This is a genomic window from Pseudomonas sp. WS 5503 (genome assembly GCF_012985385.1).
Classification (GTDB): Bacteria; Pseudomonadota; Gammaproteobacteria; order Pseudomonadales; family Pseudomonadaceae; genus Aquipseudomonas; species Aquipseudomonas paracarnis.
In genome coordinates this window covers 12,713-29,032 of record NZ_JAAQWI010000008.1, presented here as the reverse complement: position 1 = coordinate 29,032, position 16,320 = coordinate 12,713, and the positions used below count along the sequence as shown (strand labels likewise).

The following is a 16,320-nucleotide window of genomic DNA, read 5'->3' as shown; positions in this document are numbered from 1 at the left end:
TCCAGTCTTATCGCAAGGATTGGGTTCCAGACAGCGCTAACCATAGCGCAGGGCAGTTACATTAAACCTAGCGTGTGGATATGTCTTGGCTTTGTCTGCGCTGTGGCCGGTACTTTTTTATACCGGCACAGCCGTCGGGGCAACAGGTTGAGGTAAAGCGGGCGTCAGGCGAGGTTCAGGTGCAGGTTATCGATGAGGCGTGTTGCCCCCAGATAAGCGGCGACCAGGATCACCACATCGCGATCTTCAGCCGTGGCCGGGCGCAGATGCACGCCTTGGCGCACTTCCAGGTAGTCCATGCGCAGCCCCGCGGCTTCAATCTGCTGGATGTGCTCGGCGCGAAGCCTGGCAAAATCGTGATCGCCGCTTTTGATGGCCGTGGCGATCTGGCTGAGCGTGCGGTACAGCACTGGCGCGACCGCCCGTTGCTCATCGGTGAGGTAACCGTTGCGTGATGACAGCGCGAGGCCGTCCTCGGCGCGCACGGTGGGCTCGCCGATGATCTGGATCGGCATGTTCAGGTCGCGGACCATGGCGCGGATCACCGCCAACTGCTGGTAGTCCTTCTGGCCAAATACGGCCATGTCCGGCTGGACCATGTTGAACAGCTTGCTGACCACCGTGGCCACCCCTTCAAAGTGCCCTGGGCGGCTGGCGCCGCACAAGCCTTCGGACAGCTGAGGCACGCTGACGCGGGTCTGGCCGTTCATGCCGTCGGGGTACATTTCCTCGACCGTGGGCGCGAACAGCAGGTTGCAGCCGGCCTGCAGGAGTTTTTCCTGATCGGCGGCCAACGTGCGCGGGTATTTGTCCAGGTCTTCGCCAGCACCGAATTGCAGCGGGTTGACGAAAATGCTCGCCACCACGAAATCCGCTTGCTGCGCGGCCTTGGTCACCAGGGTGGCGTGGCCGCTGTGCAGGTTGCCCATGGTGGGTACAAAGCCGATGCGCTTGCCGGCGCTACGGGCGTGGGTTACGGCAGCCCGCAGTTCGCGGACGGTTTTAACGGTGTTCATGCCGAGAATCCGTGTTCAACGCCTGGGAACGTCACGTTTTTGACTTCGCTGACGTAGGCGCTCAGGGCGGCGTGGATGCTGTCCTGGCCAGCCATGAAGTTCTTCACGAACTTGGGCACGTGGCCGGTGATCGACAGGCCGAGCATGTCGTGCAGGACCAGCACCTGGCCGTCGGTGGCGGAACCGGCGCCAATCCCGATCACGGGCACTTTGACGGCCTGGGTGATTTCGGCAGCCAGTTCGCTAGGCACGCACTCCAGCAGAATCATCGCTGCACCGGCCTGTTCCAGGGCGATGGCATCGGCGCGCATCTGGCGGGCCTGGGCTTCATTGCGGCCCTGGACCTTGTAGCCACCGAGGATATTCACCGACTGCGGTGTCAGGCCCATGTGCGCGCACACTGGCACGCCGCGCTCGGCCAGCAGCCGGATCGACTCGGCCAGCCACACGGCACCTTCGACTTTGATCATGTGCGCGCCGGCCTGCATCAGCTTTCCGGCGTTCAGGAAGGTTTGCTCAAGGGTGGCGTAACCCATGAACGGCAGGTCCGCGATGATAAAGGCGCCATCGTTGCCACGCTTGACGCTGGCGGTGTGGTAGGCGAGTTCATCGGTGGTCACAGGCAGCGTGCTGTCATTCCCTTGAAGAACCATGCCCAAGGAGTCGCCCACCAGCAGCACTTCGACTCCAGCCTGGCAGCTGGCGTGGGCGAAAGTGGCGTCATAGCAGGTCAGCATGGTGATTTTTTCACCTTTGAGCTTGAGGCTCTGCAAGGTGGTCAGGGTAATGTCTGGCATGAAAGGGTCCTCGTTCAGGCGCTTGGAAACAGCGAGTAACGCGCGTGAGTCTTCGTTTATACAGGCGCACTGTCTTGAAAGCAGTGCTTATAAGGCCTGGATTGCGCCCTGTCGCGCCGGGTTGGCGGCAGCGGGACGCCTATAGTCGTGAGGAGGACACGGGAAGTCAATTGGATGTGTTACCGCATTGTTACGATGGCGGTGTTACCGCTGTTACTGACGCGATTGTAGGAGCGAGCTTGCTCGCGAAGAAACCATAGGCGCCGCGTTTAGTCAGGCTGAGCGCGTTATCGTTGGTGATTTTCGCGAGCAAGCTCGCTCCTACAGAGGTAGGCGTTCCAGGCCGACGAACGGGCAGGCGGTGAGCAGGTCGCTCAAACGCTGGCCGTCAGGTAGCTGCAGGTCGGCTGGCGCCAACTCAGCCAACGGATACAGCACAAACGCGCGCAGATGCATCTGGTAATGCGGCACCTTGAGGCGCGGCTCGTCGATCAGGCGATCACCGAACAGCAGGATATCCAGGTCCAAGGTGCGCGGGCCCCAGCGTTCCAGGCGTTCGCGGCCCTGATCGTTCTCGATGGCTTGCAGCGCATCAAGCAGGTCCAATGGCGCCAGGCGACTGTCCAGCGCCGCAACGGCGTTGGTGTAGCGCGGTTGGCCTGGCAGCAGTGAATCGCTTTGATAGAAGGCGGACACCCCGGCGAGGTGGGTGCCAGGCAATTGCGCCAGCGCCTCGATCGCGCTGCGCAATTGTTGCTCCGGGGCAGCCAGGTTGCTGCCCATGCCGATGTAGATACGTTCCACGTTTATTCGCCCGCAGCGCCCGAGGCATCGGCACTGCTGCGTTTACGCTTGGTGCCGCTGCGGCGACGCTTTTTCGGGCCTTCGCCGGCGCTATCACCTTTGCTGCCCAGTTCACGAATCATTTCGCGGCGCTGGCTGTCATTGGCGTCCTGATAATCGGTCCACCATTCGCCCAGGCCATCGGTCTGCTCGCCCGCGCTTTCGCGTAGCAGCAGGAAGTCGTAGCCGGCACGGAAGCGCGGGTTGTCCAGCAACAGATCGGCGCGCTTGCCGCTGCGGCGTGGCAGGCGCTCCTGCATGTCCCAGATTTCGCGGATCGGCATGGTGAAACGTTTGGGGATGGCGATGCGTTGGCACTGTTCGGCGATCAGCTCGTGAGCCGCTTCCTGCATGGCCGGGATCGGCGGCATGCCACGGTCCTGCAGGCGCAGTACGCGTTTGGGCAGGGCCGGCCACAACAAGGCGGCAAACAGGAACGCCGGGGTCACCGGTTTGTTCTGCTTGATGCGCAGGTCGGTGTTGATCAAGGCTTCGCTGATCAAGGTGTGGGTGTACGTCGGGTTGTACTCCAGGGCCTCGGCGCTGGCCGGGAACAGGGGGTCGAACAACTGCAGGTCCACCAGCATTTCAAAGGTGTCGGCGGCGTAGCCCGAAAGGAACAGCTTGAGAACTTCCTCAAACAGGCGTGCCGAGGGGATTTCCCGCAGCATCGGCGCCAGTTCGCGAATCGGCGCGGCGGTGTGCTTTTCGATGCCAAAGTTGAGCTTGGCGGCGAATCGCACGGCACGCAGCATGCGCACCGGGTCTTCCTGGTAGCGCTGCGTCGGGTCGCCGATCAGCCGGATCAGGTTGTTGCGAATGTCGTGTACGCCGTTGGCGTAATCGAGGATGCGCTCGCTGACCGGGTCGTAATACAAGGCGTTGATGGTGAAGTCGCGACGTTGCGCGTCCTCTTCCAGGGTGCCATAGACGTTATCGCGCAGGATGCGCCCGCTCTCGTTGCGGGAAGACTGGTTGGTGTCCTCCTCTTCATCGTTTTGCGGGTGACCGGCGCGGAACGTTGCGACCTCGATGATTTCGCGACCAAAGTGGATATGCACCAGCTTGAAGCGCCGACCGATGATTCGTGCATTACGAAACTCGGCGCGCACTTGTTCAGGCGTGGCACTGGTGGCGACGTCGAAATCCTTGGGCGTGATGTTGAGCAACATGTCGCGTACGCAGCCACCCACCAGGTAGGCCTGGTATCCGGCGTTCTGCAAACGTTCGACGATGTTCACTGCATAACGGCTGAATTGAGCGCGCTGCAGCGAATGCTGGCTGCTATTGAGCACTTCAGGCGTGCTGCGTTTGTGTTGCGTTCGACGCAAGGGAGAACGGAATGACTGGAACAACTTCTTCAGCATGGGATGCACTGTTTGAAGGAATGTTCGGCCATAACGAAGAATGACCGCATGATGGGCGGGGATTCTAGCATTTAGTCAGGGGATGGTGTAGGAACAAGCTAAAGGCATTGCGCCATAAGCGTTTGCAGGTCAAATCCCGGAAACTACAAGGGGAGCCGAAGCTCCCCCAGAAGTAGTTGCGTGCTCTATTTTTATTATTGATGTCGGGCTTCTTGTTTTTGTTGATCGCCCTCGCCACGAAGCTTCCTTCATGACACTCCCAATCGGGAGCCAAGAGCAAACGGATTGCTTTGGTCGCTGTGTTGCTGATCTACGATCCAACCAGTTCAGGCTCTGCCTTAGGGCAGTTTTTGTTGTTCTCGGCCTGGTTGCGGGGCAAGCCCCAAATGCAACGCCTCTCCAAAAGAATCAGTTAGCTGCGCCTCCGCCGTGTTGTTTTTGTTATGCGTGAGTCGATTCGTCTTATTTTTATTGTCTTGTACAAAGCTTGTTATTGTTTTTGTACTAAGCATATAGCAGGGTGCGTGCCAACTTTTGCGCCGTCCAGCAAAACCGGGGGTTTGGGCTGGTTTCGCCAGATTGAGGGCCAAAAAAAGCCGGGGCTTCGTTACCGTAAGCCCCGGCTTTTGTTACGTGAAAATTCAGCGGTAACAGTTTTTTCACATCAGCAGGTGTTACCTGTGGGGCTGCGCTCTCAGCTTTCGCTGGCCACCCCGGTCTTGCGCCGTGGAATGCCCAGGCGCTGACGCCGTTCCCACAAACACTTGCGACTTACACCCAGTTTGCGGGCCAGTTCGGTCTCGGTCATATGGTCCTGATGCTCGAGCACGAAGTGCTGGAAGTAGTCTTCCAGTGACAAATCTTCCGTCGGTTCATGGCTGGTATTGCTACCGCTGCCCTGCTGCGGGGACAGGCCAATGAAGTCGTCGTCATCCAGGTCGCTGAGCTCAATGTCGATGCCCAGCAACTCGGCGGAAATCTCCGGGCTCTCCGACAGAATCACGGCGCGCTCGACGGCGTTCTCCAGCTCGCGCACGTTCCCTGGCCACGAGTAGTGACGGATCGCCTGTTCGGCGTCCGCGGCAAACTTCAGGTCGGTGCGGTCAATGCGTGCGCCTTGACGCAACAGGAACGCGTTGGCGATTTCGTTGACGTCGGCGCCACGCTCGCGCAGGGCCGGCAGTTTGAGCGCGATGACATGCAGGCGGTAATACAAGTCCTCACGAAACTGGCCGATCTTGGCCAGGCTCTTGAGGTCACGGTGTGTCGCCGCGATCAATCGAACATCGACCTTCTGCGATTGCACCGAGCCGACCCGGCGAATTTCGCCTTCCTGCAGCACGCGCAGCAAACGCGCCTGGGCTTCCAGGGGCAACTCGCCAATTTCATCAAGGAACAAGGTGCCGCCGTCCGCGGCCTCCACCAGGCCCGCACGCCCGGCGCTGGCGCCAGTGAACGCACCTTTCTCGTGGCCGAACAGCTCGGATTCGATCAGGGATTCGGGGATCGCCGCGCAGTTCACCGAGATCATCGGCGCCTTGGCGCGCTTGGACAGGTTGTGCAGGGCGCGGGCCACCAGTTCTTTGCCGGTGCCCGATTCGCCCTGGATCAATACATTGGAGTCGGTCGGCGCCACCTTGCGGATCTTGCTGTACAAGTCCTGCATCGGAGGGCAGGAGCCGATGATGCCGATCTCGCCATTGCTGTTGTTGGTGCCTGGTTTTTCGGCGCCGCTGGCCTTGCCGGTGAGGCGTGGCTCGGCAGGCGCACTGCTGGCCGACACACGGTCACGCAGGATGCGGGCCACGGCCTGGAGCATCTCGTCGTGATCGAAAGGCTTGGCGATGTAATCCACCGCGCCCATCTTCATTGAGTCCACCGCCGAGCGCAGGCTGGCGTAGCTGGTCATGATCAGCACCGGGGTGCCCTGGCCCAGCTTGATCAGCTCGGTGCCCGGGGCGCCTGGCAGGCGCAGGTCACTGACAATCAGGTCGAACGTGGGAATGCTGAATCGCTCTTGGGCTTCCTGCACCGAGCCGGCTTCGCTGACCTGGTACTGATTACGTTCAAGCAGGCGACGCAAGGCAGAGCGGATAATGGTTTCGTCTTCGACGATCAAAATGTGCGGCATTGATTCAATTCTCTCGACGGTCTCAGTTCACAGCGGACGTCGCTTCGACATGACGCGGCAAGGTCACCCGGATACGGGTGCCGCGTTGGCTTTGTGTGTCAGCCGGGCTGTCGATGGTGATTTGTCCATAATGCTCTTCAACGATGGAATAGACCAGTGCAAGGCCCAGACCGGTACCTTCACCGGGGTCCTTGGTGGTGAAGAAGGGTTCGAACAATCGGTCCATGATGTTCTGTGGAATGCCGCTGCCTTCGTCTTCCACGATCAGGTCGACCGTGTGCTCGAAAGCCTCGCTCTTGACGCGTACAGCACTGCCGGCCGGCGACGCGTCGCGGGCGTTGGACAGCAGGTTGATCAGCACCTGGGCCAGGCGTTGTGAGTCGCCATCGACCCAATGCTCCGGATCGCACAGGTTAAAGAACTGTACTTCGAAATTGCGCCGGTTCAAGGCCAACAGCCCAATGGCGTCCTGGGCCACTTCGGCCAGGCACACCGCTTCGTCCTGATTCTGATGGGCGCCGGAGTGGGCAAAGCTCATCAACGACTGGACGATGCGTGAAACCCGCTTGGTCTGTTCAAGGATTTGCCCGCTGATTTCGGTGATTTCCCCGTCTTCTTCACGCTCTTCCCGCAGGTTTTGCGCCAGGCAGGCGATACCGGTGATCGGGTTACCGATTTCATGAGCCACGCCGGCCGCCAGGCGCCCAATGCTGGCCAGGCGTTCGGAGTGCACCAGCTTGTCTTCGAGCATCTGTGTATCGGTCAAATCTTCTACCAGCAGCACCAGGCCGCTGTTACCCGGCGCCAGAGGTTCGTCGATGGCCGCTTTGTGCAAGTTGAGCCAGCGGGTCTGGCCGTCGAGGGCCAAGTGCTGTTTGTGCAAGTGCTCGTCTGGCAGGTTGATGAAGCCCTGCAGCAGCTCTTTCCAGGGATCGCCCAGGGTATTGAGGCGCGAACCCACCACCCGCTGGGCGGCGATGCCGGTGAGTTCTTCCATGGCCTTGTTCCACATCAGGATTTCCTGGTCCTTGGCCAGGGAACACACGCCCATCGGCAGTTCCTGCAGGGTCTGGCGGTGGTAACGGCGCAGGGCATCGAGTTCGGCCGCCAGGCCCGTGAGGCGCGAGTGGTAATCCTCCAGCCGGCTTTCGATGAAGTGGATGTCTTCGGTGACGTAGTTTTCGCCACCGGCCTTGTAGGGCAAGAAGGTTTCCACCATGTCCTGGGACACGCTCGGCCCCATCAACCCGGACAGGTTGGCTTCGATACGGTCACGCAGGCGGCGCAGGGCATAGGGGCGGCGCTCGTCAAATGGCAGGTAGAGGTCGCGCAGCGCCTGTTCAACTTCCTTTTGTGCGGCCTTGGCACCCAGGGGCTTGGCCAGTTGTGTGGCGAACTCCTGGGGCGAGGCCGCATGCAGTTCGCGGCGTTGCGGGCGGCGCACGTTATCCACCGCGCAGGCTTCGGCGGCGCTGGTTTCTTCGGCGCTGGCGTTGGTGAACAGCGAGATCAGGGTAAACATCAGTACGTTGGCGGCCAGCGAGGCGATGGCAGCCATGTGCCAACTGGTGTCGTCCAGCACGTAAATCATGTTCAGCAACGGGATATAGAAGCCCTGCAAGTTGCCGACCAGCGGTAGCAGCATGGTCACGGTCCACACCAGGATCCCGGCCAGCAGCCCGGCAATAAAGCCACGGCGATTGGCGGTCGGCCAGTACAGCACCGACAACACGCCCGGCAGGAACTGCAAGGTGGCGACAAACGCGACGATGCCGAGGTTGGCCAGGTCTTGCCCGGCGCCCAGCAGCAGATAAAACGCGTAGCCGGCCATGATGATCGCGACGATCAGCGCGCGTCGGGTCCATTTCAACCAACGGTAGATATTACCCTCGGCTGGCGGCTGGTACAGCGGCAGTACCAAGTGGTTGAGCGCCATGCCTGAGAGTGCCAGCGTGGTGACGATGATCAACCCGCTGGCGGCCGACAACCCCCCGACATAGGCCAGCAGCGCCAGAGCCGGGCTGTTGGCGGCAATACCGATGCCCAGGGTGAAATACTCAGGGTTGGTGGTGGCCCCCAGTTTCAGGCCGGCCCACAGGATCAGCGGCACCGCCAGGCTCATCAGCAACAGGAACAGCGGCAAGCCCCAGCTGGCGCTGACCAGCGAGCGCGGGTTGAGGTTCTCGGTGAAGGTCATGTGGTACATGTGCGGCATCACGATCGCCGAGGCGAAGAACACCAGCAGCAGCGTACGCCATGGTCCCTCCTGCAAGGGCGTATGCAAGGCGGCGAGGGCGGTCTGGTTTTGCAGCAGCCACAGTTCCAGCTGTTGCGGCCCGTCGAACACGCCGTAAAGCGCGTAAAGGCCGACGCCGCCGATGGCGATCAGCTTGATGACCGACTCAAAGGCAATCGCAAACACCAGGCCCTGGTGTTTCTCACGGGTGGCGATATGGCGAGAACCAAAGAAGATGGTGAACAAGGTGATCAGCGCGCAGAACGCCAGGGCAACCCGATGTTGCACGGGCTCGCGAGTCAGGATGCTGATGGAGTCGGCCACCGCCTGGATCTGCAGGGCCAGCAACGGCAGCACGCCGATCAACATGAAGATGGTGGTCAGCGCGCCGGCCCAGGTGCTGCGAAAGCGAAAGGCAAACAGGTCTGCCAGGGAGGACAGTTGGTAAGTCCGGGTGATTTTCAGGATCGGATACAGCAGCACCGGCGCCAGCAGGAACGCGCCGGACACCCCCAGGTAACTGGAGAGAAAGCCGTAGCCGTACTGATAGGCCAGCCCCACCGTGCCGTAGAACGCCCAGGCACTGGCGTAGACGCCCAGGGACAAGGTGTAGGTCAGCGGATGGCGAATGATCGCCCGCGGAATCATTCCGCGCTCACTGATCCAGGCCACGCCGAATAACGCAGCCAGGTAGGCGGCGCTGATCAGCAGCATCTGGGTGAGACTAAAGCTCATCGGCATCTTTTTGGCTCTGCAGGATGAAGGTCACGACGATCAGGATCAGCCATAGCAGATAAGGGCGATACCAGGCGCCCGTGGCGTCGATCCACCAATCCATGATGGCGGGGGAGAACAGGTAGATCCCGACGACCAGCAGCAGGACCAAACGATAGATGTACATGTTGGCCTCTGATTAAAAATCTGCCGCGATGTTAACGGATGATGGGCAACCTGCAAGCGCCTTCAACTCAATTGCGCTTCGGCCAGGGTCAGTGTGCGTGGGATGCGGGTGGCGTCCCAGTGTGCAATGCCCCAATCCAGCAGTTCTCGTGGGCTGGCGTACTGCAACTGCGCGTCGGGCTGTTGGCCAAGGGCACGCAGCGCTCTGAGCAGCAAAGGCGTGGCCTGGTCGGCTGTCAACGGTGGAGAGCGGTAGGACTTACCCAGCTTGTTGCCGTCTGGCTGCACGATCAGCGGCACGTGCAAGTAACGGGGTTGGCGCAGGCCGAGCAGTTCTTGCAAGTAAAGCTGGCGCGGCGTGGAGTCGAGCAGGTCGGCGCCGCGTACGATATCGGTTACACCTTGCCAGGCGTCGTCGAGCACCACCGCCAGTTGGTAGGCGTAGAGGCCATCGCGCCGACGAATGATGAAGTCGCCGGCATCGCGCCCCAGATGTTGCCGGAACTCGCCCTGGACGCGGTCGACAAAGTGATATTCCAACTCGGGCACGCGCAGGCGGATCGCGGCATCCTGCTGTTCGTGGCCGGCATTGCGGCACAAGCCTGGGTAAATCCCGTTGTAGGGCTCCAATTGCTTGCGCGAGCAGGTGCAGGCGTAGGCCAGGCCGTGGTTGAACAGGTCGTTGAGCACTTTAGCGTAGGCATCATGCCGCTCGCTCTGGCGAACCAGTTCGCCATCCCATTCAAAGCCATAGCTTTCCAGCGCATGCAGGATCGCCGCCTGAGCGCCGGGCTCTTCACGGGGAGGGTCAAGGTCTTCCATGCGCATCAACCAACGGCCGTGGTGGGCGCGTGCATCGAGGTAGGAGGCGAGGGCGGCAACCAGGGAACCGAAGTGCAAATGGCCGCTGGGTGTGGGGGCGAAACGCCCAATATAGGTAGAGGCTGTCATGGCCCGGATACTACTGCATAACCGGTAAACGCCAGAAACAAAAATGGAGCGTTCGCACGCTCCATTCGTTCAGCTCGGCAAAGTTACTTGCCGACCTGTTTTTCCTTGATTTCAGCCAAGGTCTTGCAGTCTACGCACAGGTCCGCGGTTGGACGGGCTTCCAGTCGGCGAATACCGATTTCGACGCCGCAGGATTCACACCAGCCGTATTCTTCGTCTTTGATCAGTTGCAGGGTCTTGTCGATCTTCTTGATCAACTTGCGCTCGCGATCGCGGGCGCGCAGTTCGAGGGCGAACTCTTCTTCCTGGCTGGCGCGATCGGCCGGGTCAGGGAAGTTGGCCGCTTCATCCTTCATATGGTCAACCGTACGGTCGACTTCCTGCATCAAGTCCTGTTTCCACTTGTTGAGGATCTTGGTGAAGTGCTCGCGCATGGGCTCGCCCATGTACTCCTCGCCCTTTTTTTCGACATAGGGTTCGAAGCCGCCGAGGCCTTGAGTCTGCTGTTGCTTTGCTTGGGTGGACATGAATAGACCGCCTCTCACTCTTCTAATCCATTGCGCAGGATTGCAACGTCACCGACACCTGCCGGCCCTGCGGCTGCAAGCGGGCGAACTTACCAGATAGATTCAGGGTGCGCTACTCCCGGTTGTCGAGGCCCAAGGCAAAGGGGTTGCAAACTGCAGCAGCCCGCCATGACTGGGTATGTATCGCCTCGAATGTTGATTTTAGCTGTTTTACGAGCGCGCGCAGGGTGCACTTGCAGCCCCAATCAGGCAATAGAGCATGTTTTACCGTGAGGGTTCGGTAGAATCCAGATTTTGTCCTCACCGTCTAAGGAAGGCTAATGGCTCAGCCCTACAGTGCGCGTAGTCGCGCCATCGAACCTTTTCATGTCATGGCGTTACTGGCGCGTGCCAATGAGCTGCAGGCCGCCGGTCACGACGTGATCCACCTGGAAATCGGCGAGCCTGACTTCACCACCGCCGAACCGATCATCCAGGCCGGCCAAGCCGCGTTGGCAAACGGTAAGACGCGCTACACCGCCGCCCGTGGCTTGCCGGAGTTGCGCGAAGCCATCAGTGGTTTCTACCAGCAACGCTACGGTTTGAGCATCGACCCGCAGCGCATCCTGGTCACCCCCGGTGGCTCCGGCGCATTGTTGCTGGCCAGCAGTTTGCTGGTGGATCCGGGTAAACATTGGCTGCTGGCGGACCCAGGCTACCCCTGCAACCGACACTTCCTGCGTCTTGTGGAAGGCGCGGCGCAGTTGGTGCCGGTCTGCCCAGACGTACGCTACCAGTTGACCGCCGATCTGGTGGCCAGGCATTGGGACCAGGACAGTGTCGGAGCACTGGTGGCGTCGCCCGCCAACCCCACCGGCACGATCCTCACCCGGGACGAGTTGGCTGGGCTGTCGGGCGCCATCAAGGCGCGCAACGGTCACCTGGTGGTCGACGAGATTTATCACGGACTCACCTACGGCACCGACGCCGCCAGCGTGCTGGAAGTCGATGATGACGCCTTTGTCCTGAATAGTTTTTCGAAGTATTTCGGCATGACCGGCTGGCGCCTCGGTTGGCTGGTGGCCCCCCCTGAAGCGGTGGGTGAACTGGAGAAATTGGCGCAAAACCTCTACATCAGTGCGCCAAGCATGGCCCAGCATGCCGCCTTGGCCTGTTTCACCCCGCAAACCCTGGAGATTCTGGAGCAGCGCCGTGCCGAATTTGGTCGCCGCCGTGACTTCCTGCTGCCGGCCCTGCGTGAGCTGGGGTTCGGTATCGCCGTGGAGCCCGAAGGTGCTTTTTATCTGTATGCCGATATCAGCGCGTTCGGCGGCGATGCCTTCGCGTTTTGCCGGCATTTCCTCGAAACCGAACATGTGGCCTTTACGCCCGGGTTGGATTTCGGTCGCTACCAGGCGGGGCACCATGTGCGTTTTGCCTACACGCAAAACCTTGATCGGCTGCAAGAAGCGGTGGAGCGGATTGCCCGTGGTTTGCGGAGTTGGCAAGGCTGATGCGTTTTAATCCTCCTCTTGAAGAAGGGCGGCTGATCCGCCGCTACAAGCGCTTTCTCACCGATATCGAAACCGTTACCGGCGAGTTGCTCACCATTCACTGCCCTAACACCGGTTCGATGCTCAACTGCATGGTCGAAGGTGGCCAGGTCTGGTTCAGCCGTTCTACGGATCCCAAGCGCAAGCTGCCGGGCACGTGGGAAATTGCCGAAACGCCCCAGGGCCGGCTGGCGTGCGTCAACACCGCGCGTGCCAACCAGTTGGTGGAAGAAGCCTTGCTGGCCGGTGCTCTCACTGAGCTCAACGGCTTTACTGCGTTGAAGCGTGAGGTGCCTTATGGCCAGGAGAAAAGCCGCATCGACTTTCGCCTGGATTACCCTCAGGGCGCTGCGTTTGTCGAGGTCAAAAGCGTCACCCTGGGCTTTGATGGCAGCTCAGTGGCGGCTTTCCCCGATGCGGTGACGCAGCGCGGTGCCAAGCACTTGCGTGAGCTGGCTCATCTGGCTCGCGACGGTATACGGGCGGTGCAGTTGTATTGCGTGAACCTGTCGGGGATCGACGCGGTCCGCCCGGCTGTGGAAATCGACGCCGGTTATGCGGCGGCGCTACGTGAGGCCAAGGCTGCAGGTGTGGAGGTGCTCGCCTACGGCGTACGGGTCACGCCGCAGGAGATTTACGTCGAGCGTCGGTTGAAGGTGCTGCTGGGCGACTAGAGATCGACCCACAATCCCTGTTCGTCTTCGCGACCGGGCAGGGCCGTGAGGTGTTGGCCTGCGCAGGGCCCGGCGATGCACTCGCCGCTTTCAATCAGGAACAACGCGCCATGGGTGGCGCATTGGATCAGGCTGGCGCTGTCGTCGAGGAAGCGATCAGGTTGCCATTCCAGCGGGATGCCGCGATGAGGGCAGCGGTTGAGATAGAAGTACGCAATGCCGTCCCGACGCACCGCCAACAGCCTGTGGCCATCGATATCAAAACCGCGGCTGCTGTTGGGGGCGAGGTCGCCTGAGGTGCAGAGAAACTTCATTTCAATCCTTAAGTGCCTTGACGTTCAAATGCAAACAATTATCAAATGCCCGCTTCGCCCGTCAGCTGACTGGGTGCTCAATACGATGCCTGGCAGGGGTTATCTGTCACATCAATGAGTGCTTGAGTGGCCCTGCCCTAGGAAGGAAACCCTGTTATGCGCCTGAGTACCAGCGCTATTGCGCTTGTTGCCTCACTGCTGATCAACACTGGGGCGCACGCCTCTGAACTGCCGCAACGCTGGGTCAGTGCCGGCGGGGCGCTATCGGAATGGGTGGTGGCCATGGGCGGTGAAGCGAAGTTGGTCGGGGTGGATACCACCACTCAGCATCCCGCCTCGCTCAAGGCCTTGCCGAGCATTGGTTACCAGCGGCAGTTGTCGGCCGAAGGCATTCTCAGCCTGCGCCCGCAAATCCTTGTGGGCACGGAGGAAATGGGGCCACCGCCGGTGCTGGCGCAGATTCGCAGTGCAGGGGTGCAGGTGGAGATGTTCTCGGCCCAGCCGGATTTGCCCACGCTCAAAGGCAACCTTGCACACCTGGGGAAACTACTCGGCAGTGAGGACCAGGCTAATGCCTTGTTTGCCGGGTATGAGCAGGCGCTGGCACAGCAAAAAAATTGGGTGGCCAAGGCCCAGGCCACACAAAAAGCTCCAGGCGTGCTGTTGCTGCTCGGCCATGCCGGTGGCAAGCCGCTGATCGCGGGCAAGGACACCGCCGCTGATTGGATGTTGCAGCAGGCTGGGGGGCGTAATCTCGCCACGCATGTGGGATACAAGCCGTTTTCCGTCGAATCGCTGGCAGGGTTGAGCCCTGAGGTGCTGGTATTTGCTGATCGCGCCCTGACCGGTGACGCGGCGCGCGCAGCCTTGTTCAAAGAAAACCCGATCCTTGCCTCTACGCCGGCAGCCAAGAGTGGCCGCGTGTTTGAGCTGGATCCGACCTTGCTGGTAGGCGGCCTTGGGCCCCGATTGCCGCAAAGCCTGGAGAAACTGTCTGCCGGTTTTTATCCGTCCCAGCCTAAGCCTGCTCCATGACCACTCTGGTTAAGCCAAAAACGCTGTTTATCGGGCTGTCGCTGCTGTGTGTATTGGCGATCTGGCTCTCATTGGCACTGGGGCCAGTCAGCCTGCCGTTAGTGGACACCCTCAGGGCTGCGTTAAGGCTGATGGGCTTACCGATTGAGGCCCAGGGGTTAGAGCAGGCCGAGTTGATCCTGGGGCAGATTCGCCTGCCGCGAACCCTGTTGGGGATGGCGGTCGGCGGTGTGCTGGCGTTGTCGGGCGTGGCGATGCAGGGGTTGTTCCGCAACCCGCTGGCCGACCCTGGTTTGGTAGGGGTATCCAGCGGTGCCGCGCTGGGAGCGGCGGTGGCGATTGTCGGTGGCTCGCTATTTGGCGGGCTGCCGGATGCTTTCGGGCCGTACCTGTTGTCGCTATGCGCCTTCCTCGGTGGCCTGGGCGTCACGGCACTGGTCTATCGCCTGGGGCGTCGCAATGGCCAGACCAATGTCGCGACGATGTTGCTTGCCGGTATCGCGCTGACGGCCCTGGCCAGTTCCACCGTAGGCCTGTTTACCTATCTGGCGGACGATGCCACCTTGCGCACCCTCACGTTCTGGAACCTGGGCAGCCTCAATGGCGCAAGTTATTCAAGGTTGTGGCCCTTGCTGCTGGTGAGTGCAGGGGTGGCGCTGTGGTTACCGCGCCGGGCCAAGGCGCTGAACGCGTTGTTGCTGGGTGAGTCCGAGGCCAACCATCTGGGTATTGATGTCGAGGGGCTCAAGCGCGAGTTGGTGTTCTGCACGGCCCTGGGCGTTGGCGCCGCAGTAGCAGCGGCGGGCATGATTGGTTTTGTCGGGTTGGTGGTGCCACATCTGGTGCGGCTGCTGGCGGGCCCGGACCATCGGGTATTGTTGCCGGCTTCAGTGCTGGCGGGTGCGAGCCTGCTGTTGTTTGCTGATTTGGTGGCGCGTCTGGCGTTGGCGCCGGCGGAGCTGCCGATCGGTATTGTCACTGCGTTTATCGGTGCGCCGTTTTTCCTCTATTTATTATTACGAGGGCGCGCCTGATGTTGCGGGTAGAAGCATTGCAGATCCGGCGCGGTGGTAAGACTGTGCTGGCCGATGTCACCTTGGACCTATTGCCGGGCGAAGTGCTGGGCGTGCTGGGCCCCAATGGCGCCGGCAAAAGTACCTTGCTTGGGGCGCTGTGCGGGGAGTTGCAGCCGGATCAGGGCAAGGTCTGGCTGGATCAGCAGGCGCTCAAGCACATGACCGGTGTGCAACGTGCCCAGCGCCTGGCGGTGCTGCCACAATCCTCCACCCTGGACTTTGCCTTTCGTGTCGAAGAGGTGGTGGGCATGGGCCGATTGCCTCATCAGACCGGGCGATTGCGCGACGACGAAATCATCAACGCCGCGCTGCAGGCTGCTGATGTAGGCCATCTGAGTGGCCGCAGTTACCTGGCTTTGTCGGGTGGCGAGCGGCAGCGTGTGCACCTGGCACGGGTATTGGCGCAGTTATGGCCGGGTGAGGCAGGGCAGACGTTGCTGCTGGATGAGCCCACATCAATGCTCGACCCTCTGCACCAACACACCACCTTGCAAGCTATCCGGCATTTTGCCGACAGAGGCGCTGCGGTGCTGGTCATCCTGCATGATTTGAACCTGGCGGCGCGCTACTGCGACCGGATCCTGTTGCTGGAGAACGGCCGCCCCCACGTGTTGGATACGCCCTCTAAAGTCCTGCAACCAGAGCCACTGAAGGCTGTATTCGGTCTGGATGTGTTGGTACAGCCGCATCCGGAGCGTGGGCATCCGTTGATCATTGCGCGTTAAGGCCGGTTAATTCGCGGGCAAAAAAAGACCCGGCAAGAGCCGGGTCAAATAACCGTGATTAGCCTGATGAGGAGATAATCTGAGAGTCCGAACCAATGGTCTTTCAGTTATCGGCTGATCTCGCGACCAGTTGTGATAATCATAACGATTCTCATTTGAGAGTCAACATTTGTTTTTCTGCTTCATCCAGTTTTCT

General features: G+C 60.7%; 15 protein-coding genes. 5 read left to right on the top strand and 10 right to left on the bottom strand.

Translation table 11 applies throughout. From position 1 onward, the window contains the following. Positions 1-164 precede the first annotated feature (164 nt). From panC to dksA, 9 genes are all read right to left on the bottom strand, one after another. Complete coding sequence (panC, locus tag HBO10_RS20075; protein WP_034127011.1) at positions 165-1,016, bottom strand: pantoate--beta-alanine ligase; 852 nt, start codon at positions 1,014-1,016, stop codon at positions 165-167. Beyond that, on the bottom strand, positions 1,013-1,813 hold the full coding sequence (gene panB / locus HBO10_RS20070; RefSeq protein ID WP_034127012.1) for a 3-methyl-2-oxobutanoate hydroxymethyltransferase: 801 nt from the start codon (positions 1,811-1,813) through the stop codon (positions 1,013-1,015). The genes panC and panB overlap by 4 nt, the downstream gene beginning before the upstream one ends. A 321-nt stretch (positions 1,814-2,134) precedes the next feature. Next, positions 2,135-2,617, bottom strand: coding sequence for a 2-amino-4-hydroxy-6-hydroxymethyldihydropteridine diphosphokinase (gene folK, locus HBO10_RS20065; protein ID WP_034127013.1), 483 nt, complete (start codon positions 2,615-2,617; stop codon positions 2,135-2,137). Between the two features lie 2 nt (positions 2,618-2,619). Beyond that, on the bottom strand, positions 2,620-4,023 hold the full coding sequence (locus tag HBO10_RS20060; protein WP_003194157.1) for a polynucleotide adenylyltransferase PcnB: 1,404 nt from the start codon (positions 4,021-4,023) through the stop codon (positions 2,620-2,622). 694 nt (positions 4,024-4,717) lie between these two features. After that, the gene (locus HBO10_RS20055; RefSeq protein ID WP_034127014.1) at positions 4,718-6,154 is read right to left on the bottom strand and encodes a sigma-54 dependent transcriptional regulator; all 1,437 of its coding nucleotides are present in this window, start codon (positions 6,152-6,154) and stop codon (positions 4,718-4,720) included. A 22-nt stretch (positions 6,155-6,176) separates the two neighbouring features. Continuing rightward, positions 6,177-9,131, bottom strand: coding sequence for a sensor histidine kinase (locus HBO10_RS20050; RefSeq protein WP_161975095.1), 2,955 nt, complete (start codon positions 9,129-9,131; stop codon positions 6,177-6,179). Further along, positions 9,115-9,291, bottom strand: a complete 177-nt coding sequence (locus HBO10_RS20045) for a hypothetical protein (RefSeq protein ID WP_003176118.1) — start codon at positions 9,289-9,291, stop codon at positions 9,115-9,117. Before HBO10_RS20045 ends, HBO10_RS20050 begins: the two co-directional genes overlap by 17 nt. Before the next feature lie 62 nt (positions 9,292-9,353). Continuing rightward, positions 9,354-10,241 carry a tRNA glutamyl-Q(34) synthetase GluQRS gene (gene gluQRS / locus HBO10_RS20040; RefSeq protein WP_034127016.1) on the bottom strand — a complete coding sequence of 296 codons (888 nt, stop codon included), beginning with the start codon at positions 10,239-10,241 and terminating at the stop codon, positions 9,354-9,356. An 83-nt stretch (positions 10,242-10,324) separates the two neighbouring features. After that, the gene (dksA, locus tag HBO10_RS20035; protein ID WP_003194150.1) at positions 10,325-10,768 is read right to left on the bottom strand and encodes an RNA polymerase-binding protein DksA; all 444 of its coding nucleotides are present in this window, start codon (positions 10,766-10,768) and stop codon (positions 10,325-10,327) included. Positions 10,769-11,088: 320 nt separating this feature from the next. On the opposite strand from dksA, the gene HBO10_RS20030 reads away from it, so the two are divergent. Continuing rightward, positions 11,089-12,261, top strand: a complete 1,173-nt coding sequence (locus HBO10_RS20030; RefSeq protein ID WP_034127017.1) for a pyridoxal phosphate-dependent aminotransferase — start codon at positions 11,089-11,091, stop codon at positions 12,259-12,261. Beyond that, positions 12,261-12,974, top strand: a complete 714-nt coding sequence (gene sfsA, locus HBO10_RS20025; RefSeq protein WP_034127018.1) for a DNA/RNA nuclease SfsA — start codon at positions 12,261-12,263, stop codon at positions 12,972-12,974. Before HBO10_RS20030 ends, sfsA begins: the two co-directional genes overlap by 1 nt. Here the strand turns inward: sfsA and HBO10_RS20020 are convergent. Then, entirely contained in the window at positions 12,971-13,288 is a 318-nt protein-coding gene (locus HBO10_RS20020) for a Rieske (2Fe-2S) protein (RefSeq protein ID WP_034127019.1), read from the bottom strand. The two genes, sfsA and HBO10_RS20020, sit on opposite strands and share 4 nt — an antisense overlap. A gap of 156 nt (positions 13,289-13,444) precedes the next feature. Here HBO10_RS20020 and HBO10_RS20015 point away from each other — a divergent pair, with 156 nt between their 5' ends. Genes HBO10_RS20015 through HBO10_RS20005 form a run of 3 tightly spaced genes read left to right on the top strand, consistent with a single transcriptional unit; the run spans position 13,445 to position 16,124 of the window. Continuing rightward, complete coding sequence (locus HBO10_RS20015; protein WP_034127020.1) at positions 13,445-14,323, top strand: ABC transporter substrate-binding protein; 879 nt, start codon at positions 13,445-13,447, stop codon at positions 14,321-14,323. Beyond that, the gene (locus tag HBO10_RS20010) at positions 14,320-15,357 is read left to right on the top strand and encodes an iron ABC transporter permease (RefSeq protein ID WP_034127021.1); all 1,038 of its coding nucleotides are present in this window, start codon (positions 14,320-14,322) and stop codon (positions 15,355-15,357) included. Before HBO10_RS20015 ends, HBO10_RS20010 begins: the two co-directional genes overlap by 4 nt. Continuing rightward, positions 15,357-16,124 carry a heme ABC transporter ATP-binding protein gene (locus HBO10_RS20005; RefSeq protein WP_034127022.1) on the top strand — a complete coding sequence of 256 codons (768 nt, stop codon included), beginning with the start codon at positions 15,357-15,359 and terminating at the stop codon, positions 16,122-16,124. Before HBO10_RS20010 ends, HBO10_RS20005 begins: the two co-directional genes overlap by 1 nt. Positions 16,125-16,320: the final 196 nt, after the last annotated feature.